At 36.3% G+C, this 12,587-nt stretch carries 10 protein-coding genes; 6 read left to right on the top strand and 4 right to left on the bottom strand.

Annotated elements, in window-relative coordinates:
* Window positions 1-64 precede the first annotated feature (64 nt).
* Window positions 65-1,432 (bottom strand): ATP-binding protein, encoded by a 1,368-nt coding sequence (locus AC4G3K_RS08625; protein WP_491076585.1) that lies wholly within the window; start codon window positions 1,430-1,432, stop codon window positions 65-67.
* A complete protein-coding gene (locus AC4G3K_RS08620) occupies window positions 1,429-2,103 on the bottom strand; it encodes a response regulator transcription factor (protein WP_491133050.1) in 675 nt (224 codons plus the stop codon). Before AC4G3K_RS08620 ends, AC4G3K_RS08625 begins: the two co-directional genes overlap by 4 nt.
* A gap of 322 nt (window positions 2,104-2,425) precedes the next feature.
* Between AC4G3K_RS08620 and AC4G3K_RS08615 the strand changes: the two genes are divergently transcribed.
* On the top strand, window positions 2,426-2,815 hold the full coding sequence (locus AC4G3K_RS08615) for a PepSY domain-containing protein (RefSeq protein ID WP_491076587.1): 390 nt from the start codon (window positions 2,426-2,428) through the stop codon (window positions 2,813-2,815).
* A 329-nt stretch (window positions 2,816-3,144) separates the two neighbouring features.
* Here the strand turns inward: AC4G3K_RS08615 and AC4G3K_RS08610 are convergent, their stop codons facing one another.
* Window positions 3,145-4,596, bottom strand: coding sequence for a DHA2 family efflux MFS transporter permease subunit (locus AC4G3K_RS08610; RefSeq protein ID WP_491133049.1), 1,452 nt, complete (start codon window positions 4,594-4,596; stop codon window positions 3,145-3,147).
* A gap of 1,313 nt (window positions 4,597-5,909) precedes the next feature.
* On the opposite strand from AC4G3K_RS08610, the gene AC4G3K_RS08605 reads away from it, so the two are divergent.
* The 5 genes from AC4G3K_RS08605 to sdaAA all read left to right on the top strand — a co-directional run bounded on the left by AC4G3K_RS08605 (window position 5,910) and on the right by sdaAA (window position 10,433).
* On the top strand, window positions 5,910-6,437 hold the full coding sequence (locus AC4G3K_RS08605) for a YceI family protein (protein ID WP_491133048.1): 528 nt from the start codon (window positions 5,910-5,912) through the stop codon (window positions 6,435-6,437).
* Between the two features lie 125 nt (window positions 6,438-6,562).
* The gene (locus tag AC4G3K_RS08600) at window positions 6,563-7,546 is read left to right on the top strand and encodes a ring-cleaving dioxygenase (RefSeq protein ID WP_491133047.1); all 984 of its coding nucleotides are present in this window, start codon (window positions 6,563-6,565) and stop codon (window positions 7,544-7,546) included.
* 343 nt (window positions 7,547-7,889) lie between these two features.
* A complete protein-coding gene (locus tag AC4G3K_RS08595) occupies window positions 7,890-8,561 on the top strand; it encodes a helix-turn-helix transcriptional regulator (protein WP_491133046.1) in 672 nt (223 codons plus the stop codon).
* A gap of 272 nt (window positions 8,562-8,833) precedes the next feature.
* The gene (gene sdaAB, locus AC4G3K_RS08590) at window positions 8,834-9,499 is read left to right on the top strand and encodes an L-serine ammonia-lyase, iron-sulfur-dependent subunit beta (protein ID WP_491133045.1); all 666 of its coding nucleotides are present in this window, start codon (window positions 8,834-8,836) and stop codon (window positions 9,497-9,499) included.
* A gap of 28 nt (window positions 9,500-9,527) precedes the next feature.
* Window positions 9,528-10,433 (top strand): L-serine ammonia-lyase, iron-sulfur-dependent, subunit alpha, encoded by a 906-nt coding sequence (sdaAA, locus tag AC4G3K_RS08585; RefSeq protein ID WP_491076593.1) that lies wholly within the window; start codon window positions 9,528-9,530, stop codon window positions 10,431-10,433.
* 93 nt (window positions 10,434-10,526) lie between these two features.
* Here sdaAA and AC4G3K_RS08580 read toward each other — a convergent pair whose 3' ends face one another.
* Window positions 10,527-12,068: a multicopper oxidase family protein gene (locus AC4G3K_RS08580; protein ID WP_491076594.1), complete on the bottom strand. Its 1,542-nt coding sequence runs from the start codon at window positions 12,066-12,068 to the stop codon at window positions 10,527-10,529.
* Window positions 12,069-12,587 lie beyond the last annotated feature (519 nt).

Genomic DNA, 12,587 nt, shown 5'->3' with positions numbered 1-12,587 from the left:
TTAAAAATTAGGGTTGCTCTAAGTTGTTTAATTGATTATTTAAATAACCAGCACGTTTATAGCTTTATTTTAGTCTTTTCATTGGTAAGCAAAATGTAAATGTACTGCCTTTGTTTACTTTACTGGATACATCGATGGTTCCGCCGTGTAAGTCCACAATCCATTTTACAATGGATAAACCAAGTCCTGTATTGCCATTGGCTGTTGAAGTTCTCGATGGATCTACACGATAAAAACGATCCCATATTTTATCGATATGCTCTGGGTTAATGCCAATCCCATTATCCGATATTTCACCAATAACGTGGCCATCCTTCTGATATAATTTAATCTTTACATATCCTTCTGGTTTACCATAGGCAATGGCATTCGTGATTAGGTTCATAAGCAATCTCATGAGTAATGTCTGATCAGCCTCGATGAAAAGATTTTCCTCTAGCTCCGTACGTATATCAATTCCTGCTTGTTCTGCCGTATAGGTTAATTCTTCTGCTACCATTTCTGTCAGCTCGCTTATATTAATCTGTTCAAAAACAAAATGATCCATGTTCTTTTGATCGACCCTTGCCAGCAAAAGAAGCTGTGAGATAAGAGAAGACATTTTTTTAGATTGTTTTAAAATGACCTCTAAGGATTCTTTTACTTCTTTCGATTCATCAAGTTGAGACAAGGCATATTCAGCTTGCGAGATGATGACTGAGGTAGGTGTCCTTAATTCATGAGAGGCATCCGATGTAAATTGTTTTTCATTCTCAAAGGCAGATTGCAGTCTATCGAACATTCGATCAAAGGTCTGTGCCAAAGCATGAATTTCATCATTTGATCCCTTTAGGTTAATTCGTTTTGATAAATCTTGTCCATCATTGATTTCGCTGACTGTGTCAATCATTTGTTGCACGGGGCGAAATGCCCTTTTCGTAATATAATACCCACCCAAAGCCGCTACAATAATAAGGAATGGGAAAGCAACCAGCGTCACAAGTAAAATGGTGTTCATGGCTGACGATAATTGGTCTAATTGATAAACGCCACGAATCCATAGTTCATCATCGAATTTTTTATACGGATGATCATATAAAAGCCATTCCTGTCCATTCTGGTTAATCGTTTGAAAACTATCCTTACTTATTGGTGTATTTCCATCAAATCCGGCTGGAAGATTGCCTTCCAGTAGAACGCCGTCTTTATCATAAATTAAAAGAGTGACTCCATCATCAAAATACTCAAAATCATTATCTATCTCTAACTGACCGTTTTCATATTCTATATCTTTAAAGCCTTCTTTTACAGATTCCTCAAGTTGATCCTGGATGTTTAACAATAGAATTTTATCTGAGGAGGCTAAAATAATACTCAATACCAATGCCATAATGATCACTATCAGGCCTGTATACCAAAGAGTGATTTTCATTTTGATAGATAGTTTTCTCATGACTCTTCCCTCAGTACGTAGCCAGATCCTCTAATGGTATGGATTAGCTTAACCTCAAAATCATTATCTATTTTCTTTCTTAGATAACGAATATAAACATCAACGATATTCGAACCGCCTTCATAATCATAATTCCAAACATGTTGTTCAATATTTTCCCGAGACAATACAATATCTTTGTTGCGAATCATATATTCCAAAATCGCAAACTCCTTGCTGGAAAGGTCAATATTATTACCCTGTCGCGTTACCTTATGGGTATTGCAGTCCACTGTTAAATCGCCTATTTCATAAACGTTGGATGTGTTGCCTGATTGCCGGCGCATTAACACCCGTATCCTGGCCAGTAATTCATCGAAGGCAAAAGGTTTGATTAAATAATCGTCCGCTCCTAAATCCAGTCCTTTGACCCGATCTTCAATAGTATCTTTTGCGGTTAACAATAAAACAGGAGTACGATTTCCTTCTTCTCTTATATGCTGCAAAACTTCCAGCCCATTTACTTCTGGAATCATAATATCCAAAACAATCAAATCATAAGAAGCCATGGAAATAAAATCGAGTGCATCAGCCCCATTTCCACATGCGTCCACACTGTAATTTTCCACTTTCAATCGGTTTGCGAGAACGTTTTGTAAATCTTTTTCATCTTCGACTATGAGAATCCGCATGTTTATTCTCCTTTTCTTCCTATTATATATATCTTACTATAATGCATTTTTATTAAAAAAAAATGAGAACTCATTTCTCCTTTATTAATGTTCCTTTAATGTTTACCCATTATGATGAAGTCAAGGTTAAGGAAAAGAATAAAAGACAGGAGGAGAGTCGAGCTAATTAATATAATGATAATTGGTGCCGATTCTGGTCAAATGGTCTCAGGATGTTCGTAAAGTTAAAAACAATTTAATGACCCATTAGACCAGTTTGAACCAGTTTGAAGATTTATTGAAAAAGGAAAATATATATAAACGATAAAAAGGAGAGATAGAAATGTTAACAAAATACAAAAACAGGTTAGTAGAAAATAAAAAGAAAATAATAGGCGGCTTTATTGCAATTATTGTTCTTGGATTAGTAGTTGTTGGCGGTTATGTTGGTATGGGTTATTACTATGCGAATAAGAATGACAATTACACAGAAGCACAGATTAAAGAAATTGCTTTGGAGCAAATTGAAGGAGAAGTAATCAGCGTTCAAAAAGAATTCAATCTGGAAGATGATCGTATTTCCCGTTCTGAATACGAATACGATGTAGAAATTAAAACGCCAGAAAACCTTTTGAAAACAATTACAGTAAAAGGTAGAACAGGTACAATTGAAATAGATGATGATCTTGACGATGACGATATTGCGCGTTCCGAATATGATGTTAAAAAATAAACTCCGAAAAATTTCTTAAGTACAACCAACGTTAAGATGAAGAACTTGTACAATTGAATTAGTTGGATTTAGATAGCTGGAGACTCTTGAAAAGAATTATCTTTTTAGGGGTCTCTTATTTGTTGAAACGAATGAGTAAAATTATTAATATTTAGCATATTTTATGAATCTATTCAAGCTCTTAAAGAAGGCGTAGATAGTTATTAGGGATATATTGATAACTTTATAGAATCATAAAAAAAGCTAACGCCAACTAGAATCACAAAGGATTAAGGGTATTAGCTTTATTTGCTTTCATCATGTGGGGGTTGTTTCTATGATTCTTCTATTTATTGTGTTTTTTTCAAGAAGAATGAAAGAACGACATTTATGATAGCTAAGATCAAACTAATCTTAAATACAAATGCTGAACCTGTAGCAGCCGCAGTAGATAAATCATTAGCCGCACCGGACAAATAATCAGCTTGTTTCATAGAGAAGAGTGAAACCATTACGGCGATACCAATTGCCCCGGCTACTTGCTGAGATGTTTGCGTAATCGCAATTCCATCTGGATAGTATTGTCTAGGTAAAGCATTTAGTGTATTCGTTTGAACGGAAGCCAAAACCATACCAACACCAAGCATCATGATGATGTGTGTCAGCACCATGATCCAAAGGGCTGTATCTGTTCCGTAGATGGCGTATAGACTATAACCTATAACAACTAGGATTGTACCAGGAGTGATAACAGCACGAGGTCCATATTTATCGAATAATTTACCAATCACGGGAGCCAAAATACAGTTAATCAAACTACCTGGCAGTAATATTAGACCTGTAACAAACGCTGAAACGATAAGTGCCATTTGCATATACATCGGTAAAACAACAAGCATAGAAAGCATGTTCAGGAAAGTGATAATATTCATCGCCAGACCTAATACGAACATAGGATATTTAAATGCTTTTAAGTTTAACATTGGGTGTTCCATCTTAGTTTGACGGATACAGAATAATAGCAAGGCAATTAAGCCGACAATGATGCTTCCTAATACGGTTGAACTTGTCCATCCAAGATCTCCGCCTACGCTCACACCGTATACAACACCGCCGAAACCAATTGTTGATAATATTACGGATAAAATATCAATCGATACGTTCCTAATTTCATTGACATTCGGAATAAACTTATAGCCAAAGATTAATGAAAATAATAAGAAGGGAATCGTAAACCAAAAAATCCAAGGCCAAGATAATGTATCTAAAATCATGCCAGCTAGCGTTGGACCAAAAGCTGGGCCTGCTAAAATAACTAATCCCATTGTTCCCATGGCAGCTCCGCGTTTATTAGGCGGGAATATCGTAAAAATAACGCTTTGTGTTAAAGGTAGAATGATAGCTAACCCAGCTGATTGTATGATACGCGCTGTTAGGAGCACACTAAATGTCGGTGCCAAAGCAGCTAAAACTGTTCCGATAAGGGAGAAGAATAAAGACGCCATGAACATTTGGCGTGTTGTAAATTTTTGCATCAAGATACCTGTTACTGGTACTAAAATACCAAGTGTTAAAAAGTAGCCCGTTGCTAACCACTGAATTGTTGTAGGATCCACATTAAAAATTTGGCTTAATTCACCTAATGCTATATTTAAAGCTGTTTCACTAAAAAGTCCGACAAAGCCTGCTACCAGAAGGGCAGCCATAATCGGTCCCGTTTTGATTTGTTTATTCACTTGTTCTAACTCCTCTAAAAATAATTTATTTAAAACATTTGAGATTGCTCTCGGATAGGGACTCATTTGTAAATATACATCCCCTTCATTGGAAGCCTCATCACTAAAAAATAAAAGAATACAGAATCTTCAGAAAAAGGATTTGACAATAACTTTTGATTATAAAGTTCTCTCAATTTAAAACAGACTTTCACAAATATACATACTGAACCATATCAGGGTGCCTTTTCACTCAGCTTTGCTATATGAAAGCAGGTCCTGGTCTTCGCTGTTTCTTAAGTCATTGTTTCGTTTTTTAATTATTCCACTCGGGCATTAATTATATAAATTTGAGATTAATCCAGTATTCTCAAGTAGAGATCTTACTTCTTTCTATTTAGAAATGGTGAGAGGACGAAACATTTGCACATCTTTTTGATTGTTTCGTTGGATCCAACACCTTTATATCCTTTTGGTGAAATAGCCCACCGCGATTGACATAATCAGCGATTTCGTATCTCTCCTGTTAGTACACCTCCACCATACCAACCAGTCAGTCTGTTTTCCACTATAACAAAATATTTCTTCTCGTGTAAGTAATTTGTACTTTCTATGACATTATTTTTTTATTAATAATCTTTTTATGGATTAGTAGTATTGTGCATGAAGGATAACAAAAAACCCTAATAGGTCAAGGATAAATCTATATATAAACCTTGTTTGTCATGTATACTCTTACATTTCGAGCAGGGTAAACACAAACTAAATAGGGATAAGTATTATAACTGTTATATAATTTATAAAGTGTTTTTTACTATTTTAGAATAATAATTTGCGAAGGTTATTTTAAGGAGGTTTAAGGAGAAGGTTATAAAACTCTTTAAACTTTAATAAATATCCATCGATAGGCGATACCAAATCATTATCCTCTGAATATCTATTTCTCTTCCTTCTAGCAAGTTCCCCATTATTAAATAATCCTTTATGAAGTATGGTAAATTCATAAAGAAGAAAATAAACCCGGCGTGTATTAGAACATGCTGGGTTTTTGTGTTTTAAAGTGGTCAACATAAACCTTTCTTATATAACAAGCAGTATAAATCCATAAAATTATAAAATAGAAGTATCTTTTCTGAGTTTTAGTTGAACCTCTTTGGTAGCTTTGTAATCTAACCTTTTTGAATTCCTAAATTGTATTATAGATAATCATATTAATTGTAAAGATGACATATATATTGCTATAGGTCTCCTGATTAATTCGGTATGGCAATTAAGATTCGTTGACAGGGTATAGATCGTATGTTAAATTTATCTTTAATTAAAGATATTCGAATTAAAGATAAATAGTGTTTTTAATGAAAATCTTGAATTTCAAGAAATACTATATTGGAGGAATAAATATGACAAAATGGATAGTAGATCAATCTCATTCATCAGTTGGATTTGCAGTTAAACATATGATGGTATCAAAAGTAAAAGGACAGTTTGACTCTTACGCAGCAAATATTGAAGCAGCAGATTTAACAGATTTGACAACTGCCAAGATTGATTTTCAAGTAGATACAGCAAGTATTAACACACATTTAGAGGATCGGGACACTCACTTAAAATCGGCTGAGTTTTTTGATGTAGATAAATTTCCTGCAATTGAATTTACATCTACAAGCATTACAAGAGATGGAGACGATTATAAAGTAAAAGGTGATTTAACGATAAAGGATATTACAAAGCCAGTAATATTTGATGTGGAATTTGGCGGTAAAGGAACGAATCCATGGGGAGTAGAAGTATACGGTTTCGAAGCAGAAACAAAAATTAACCGTGAAGAATTTGGACTTACTTGGAACGCAGCACTTGAAACAGGTGGCGTATTAGTAGGAAAAGACATTAAAATTCAAGTAGAATTAGAAATTAACCCAGAAGTATAAGTTTTATAGCTTCCTCTTAAGGGAAAGAAATATACAGGATTATTTTCAAACAAGTGGAATCACTCGGCTTTTTATCTAATATCTTGAATTCGAGATAAAAAGTTAAAAGAGGAGGAAGACAAAGATTGAATGAATTAAAGGGATTGCACCATGTAACGGCCATTACGAGCAGCGCAGAAAAAATATATGAATTCTTTACAGTTGTTTTGGGAATGCGGTTAGTGAAGAAAACGGTAAACCAAGATGATATTAAAACGTATCATTTATATTTCACAGATGATGTCGGCGCTCCCGGAACAGATATGACTTTCTTTGATTTCCCTGGTATTCCTAAAGGTTTTCATGGAACAAATGAAATTGCAAAAACCTCATTCCGTGTACCAAATAATGCGGCTTTGGATTATTGGGTAAAACGATTTGATAAATATGAAGTGCACCATACGGGGATAAAAGAGCAATTCGGTAAAAAAACATTGTCTTTTAGTGATTTTGATGATCAACAGTATCAACTCATATCAGATCAGAACAATGTGGGGGTTGCTTCCGGAACACCTTGGCAAGAGGGACCTGTTCCGTTGGAATATGCGATTACAGGGTTGGGGCCTATATTTGTGCGTACTTCCTATTTCGATTATTTTAAACAACTACTGGAAGAGGTTTTATTGTTCAGGGAAATAGACGACCATGAATCTTTTCATCTATTTGAAATGGGTGAAGGAGGGAATGGTGCACAGGTTATTGTTGAGAATAATACAACGCTTCCCGAGGGTCAACAAGGATTTGGCACGATCCACCATGTGGCATTCCGTGTGAAAGATCGCACTGAGTTAGAAGATTGGCAAAGACGTTTACAAGAAAGTAAACTTCCCAACTCTGGTTATGTAGAACGTTACTATTTTGGTTCTCTCTATTCAAAAGTAGCTCCGCATATTTTATTTGAGCTTGCTACGGATGGTCCTGGTTTTATGGAAGATGAACCGTATGAAACTCTTGGAGAGAAATTATCCTTGCCACCGTTTTTGGAAGAAAAGCGTGATGATATTGAAAGCATAGTTCGTCCCATCGATACGGTTCGCAGTACAAGAAGAATCGAAAAAGAATACCTGTAATAGGTCCAAATAGCAATTAGCGTCAGACAGAATTGGAAACATTCAGCCAACCAAAAAATGTTTTGCTGAAATGCAATGTTATGAATAGAATCCCTCTATTTTAGGGCTAATCGGTGAATATCGATTAGCCTTATTTTTGTTGAAAGATATAGTATTAATCTGCAAGCGAGGAATGTGCGTTCATCATTCTGAATCTATTACAATTTTTTTGTAACCTTTACAATTTTATTTGAATTTTACCTAATTTATGGTATGATATCCGTGTTGCCAAATAAGGCCAAATTTGATTATTTTTTATTTTTTTAGATATATTTGAAATCGCTTGCAAAAGAGAGGTGAGAGCATGGGGAAAAATCCGAATGCGCCGATTTTTAATATGGCGATTAGGACAGCTGATATGCTCGTTAAAATGTTTGGATCAAGATGTGAAGTAGCCGTACATGACTTTACTGACTTAAAGAAATCTCTCATCTATTTAGCTGGTAATGTTACAGGAAGAGAAATGGGCAGTCCAAGTACGGATTTGGTATTAAATGAACTGACAAAGTCTGAATCTGATATTGAGGATCTGCCAAACTATAAAACCAGATTGCCAAATGGGATTACCATGAAATCGTCAACCATTTTTTTACGGGATGAAGAAGAACAAGTAATTGGTGCACTTTGTATTAATTATGATATATCTATGATGATTCAATATGAAACAGAGATTCAGGATTTTATATCATTTACCAAAACTGAAGAGAAATCCGAAACTTTTTATAATACAGTGCAGGAAGTTATCCAAGATATGGTCGATCAAGTATTAACTGGCTTTAATAAAGCGCCATCAATGCTGAGTCTTGAAGAAAAAATTGAATGTGTCCGTCTACTGCAGGAAAAAGGAGCATTCATGATTAAAGGTTCAACTGACTATTTAGCATCCGTTTTAGGAGTTTCGAAGTTTACAATCTATAATTATCTGCAAAAAATACGAACACAAATCGAGTACCGATTAGAATATCAGGTGAAATAAAGCAATCTGGAGTTTTAGGGTTATTTTCACAATTTAACTATTAAGCCCCTAAATTTGGAAATCGCTTGTGTAGCTGGTCATGGTCTATTGCAGGGATTTATCGCAGCTTAACTGGCTACATTTACTGTAAAAGTGGAATCCGGAAAAAAGTACCCGGTGGATTGGATTTAATCTTTACAATTATATAAATGAGGAAGATAGCAAAGAGAAGATGGAAGTATCTGAAGGAATTAGCTATCTAAAAAGCAGGTTGGAAAAAGGAGAAAAACATAATGAAGTATCGATCAGCATTTGATATAATTGGTCCGGTCATGATTGGGCCATCGAGTTCACATACAGCAGGTGCTGCCAAGATTGGTCGGTCCGCCCGAACTATTTTTGGTAAACAACCAAAGAGAGCAATTATTTCATTGTACGGTTCTTTTGCGAAAACCTATAAAGGTCACGGAACTGATTTAGCTTTAATTGCTGGTCTATTGGACTTTGACACCTTTGATGAAAGAATACCTGACGCCTATAAATTGGCTGAACAAGCAGGAATGGAGGTTCAATTCCTGGTAGAAGAGGCTGTTACTGAACATCCCAATACTGTAAAGGTAAATCTTTTCGATGATGAAGATAAAAAGTTGGAATTGGTCGGTATTTCCATAGGTGGAGGAACGATTGAAATAATTGAAATAAATTCATTTAAATTAAAACTTTCCGGCGGACAACCAGCTATACTGGTTATTCACAGGGATCAATTTGGACTGATATATTCTGTTACGAGTGTATTAGCTAAATATGAGATTAATATCAGCCATATGGAGGTTTCTCGTAAAGAACGCGGGGACACCGCAATTATGGTGATTGAAATGGATCAAAAACTGGGAGACGGAGTAGTGGCAGAACTGAGTTCTTTGCCGGACGTAAACCAGATAATCCGTATGGAAAATTAAATAGTGGTATTCAGGAGGAGTAAAAGATATGTTTCGAAATGTGGCTGAGCTTGTAGAGCTGGCACAATCCAATAAAGTTAAAATTGCTGAGATCATGATTCGACAGGAAATAGAAGTATCTGAGCGATCAAGAGAAGATATCATTGCTCAGATGGATCAAAATCTCACAGTTATGGAACAAGCGGTAGAAAGAGGGCTTAACGGAGTTAAATCTCATTCCGGGCTCACTGGGGGAGATGCCGTATTAATACAAAACTATATTAATTCAGGTAAATCACTTTCCGGGCATTTATTATTAGATGCAGTCAGTAAAGCTGTGGCAACCAATGAAGTAAATGCGGCAATGGGTGTTATTTGCGCAACACCGACAGCAGGATCTGCTGGTGTCGTTCCCGGTACATTATTTGCCGTTAAAGAAAAGCTGAATCCGACGCGCATGGAAATGATTGAATTCTTATTTACGACAGCAGCTTTTGGATTTGTAGTAGCCAATAATGCATCGATCTCTGGTGCAGCCGGTGGCTGTCAGGCAGAAGTAGGTTCTGCCAGTGCAATGGCTGCAGCCGCAATTGTTGAGATGGCTGGCGGTACGCCGCAGCAATCTGCAGAAGCTTTTGCCATTACGATGAAAAATATGCTTGGGCTTGTATGTGATCCAGTAGCTGGATTGGTCGAAGTGCCATGTGTCAAACGGAATGCCATGGGAGCATCTAATGCGATAACGGCTGCTGACATGGCGTTGGCAGGAGTGACAAGTCGCATCCCATGTGATGAAGTAATCAGTGCCATGTATGAGATTGGCAAATCCATGCCTTCAGCTTTACGTGAAACAGCAGAAGGCGGACTTGCTGCTACGCCAACAGGCCGCAGACTGGAAGAGGAAATCTTTGGCAAACCAAAGGCGAAATTAGTAGATTATTTGTTGGTGAAATAATAGAAAGCGCCTGCCGGCATCAGTTGTGGGCAGGCGCTTTTTTCGGATTTGTTTTATTATTTGACCGAGAACTTTTGCCGATTAGGGAATCTCTTAATCCTTTTTATTTGGATCGATAACAATAAACGGCCTCATCATATCATAATCTTCATGTTCCAAAACATGACAATGCCAAACATATGAGCCGCTATATGGTGTGAATCGCATAATCAAACGGGTAATCTCTCCGGGAGGAGTGGCGGCTGTATCTTTCCATCCGTATTCATTCGGTTTGGGCGGTTGTGCCGGTCCAGTATAGACAATCGTTCCATCTTTATTGTAACGCTCCACATCAAATGGCCGTCGATCAAGTATTTGAAATTGAACTAAATGAATATGAATTGGATGAGTAATAGCGGTAAGATTTATTAAACTCCAAATCTCTGTAGTATCCAGTCGCGGCTTTTCTGTTACTGGATCCATCCACATTTTATTATTAAGCAACAGCAAAGTACGATTGAATTGATCTGTGGTACTAACCAGCTTTAGGTTGCGAATAGCCGATATTTTGTTATGTTTTAAGGATGGTACTTCTGATAATTTTTTTGGAATACGGCTCTTGTCTTGACCGGAAAGCGGCTGATTTACCCTGATTTGAAGGATATCCCCAGTTTGATCAGCAGGGTCTGCATCAGGACCAAGATTGTTTTTTAATGTGATAATTTGTCCTTCAAAATGGCTAAAATCAATAATAACATCCATTCGTTCCGCTGGTTCAACTAATAAACTGTCCATTTTAACTGTTTTAGGTAATAAACCGCCATCAGAACCAATCTGATAAAAAGATTGCCCTGAATCAAGCTCCATCTGGTAAGCACGTGTATTGGATCCATTCAAAATTCGAAAACGATATTTGCGAGGCTCTACTTCAAGAAATGGCCAAACCTTCCCATTTACAAGGAGGGTATCTCCAAGAAAGAATGGTCTAATAGAGGGGTTCGGCAAATCAGCTGAGGGATTGTTCGGCTGGCTTGGATAGAATAAAGAGCCGTCTTCATTGAATGTTCGATCCTGAATCAGTAAAGGAATTTCATACGGACCACTTGGCAGATTCAACGATTTCTCCTTTTCATCTCGAATGATATAAAAACCTGCAAGACCGGCGTAGACATTCAATCTGGTGATTCCCATAGCATGATCGTGATACCAAAGGGTAGCTCCACGCTGATTATTGGGATATTCATATACTTTTCTAGTGAATGAAGCTCCAACTTCCTTAAAGTTTCTCGTAAACCAGGCTTCTGGATATCCATCACTATCCGGGCGGGTTTCACTTCCATGCAAGTGTGTAACTGTACGGACTTCTGGCAAATGTTCTAGATGATGAATGGTTTTATCAATCGGAAGAAAGTGGTTTTCGGGAAGCTTATTCTTCCATTTAACCTTCACATACTCTCCTTGATTGACATCTATAGTAGGCCCTGGATATTGGCTGTTATATCCCCATAAGCGAGTAGGTTGTAAATCACGATGCAGTTTTTGGGTAAACTCCTGCATTTTTACTTCATAATAAGATTCATTCGGCCCAGTCTCCTTAGGCTGCAAGGTGTTCATAATCGGGAGAGGATCCACGAACTTTTCTAGTTTTGGACTCATGCTTTCAAACTCCTTTATCACAGATATACATTAGACTATGCTGAACAGGTTAGTTTGAAATGGTCATTTAGATTAGGTATAGAGATAAATTAGTGGTGTATATTCTTAAAGAATACAAAAAACAGGGAACAACAGATGTATTCAGTTGTTCTCTATTTTCTATTGTTGAATGAATTAAACTTTTATTTATATCCCTTTCATGGTAAATAAATGAAGAAGTATAGTTTTTATAGAGTGAAAAATTCTACATTTATCTATCACAGTTGTGTTGAAAAATATTTGGTGGACATGATGGCTATAGAGGCCGGATCGTTATTTTAAATGTTAGAGAAGAAATATATTTAAGGACTAGTAGACTTATAAAGAGTGAAACATGTATTTTAAAATTGAGTTTGCCAAAAGAATCCATTAAGCTATAAAAACACTTCAAACTAATTAATCTAATGGTTGCAGTTGGAGCAATTTATATGCTGTTTAATATTTTAATTGTGATATTCTTGCATAAATCAGTACCAGTAG

The organism is Bacillus sp. z26 (genome assembly GCF_058313635.1).
Note: the sequence above shows the minus strand (reverse complement) of the source record. Positions and strands in the feature narration are given on the sequence as shown.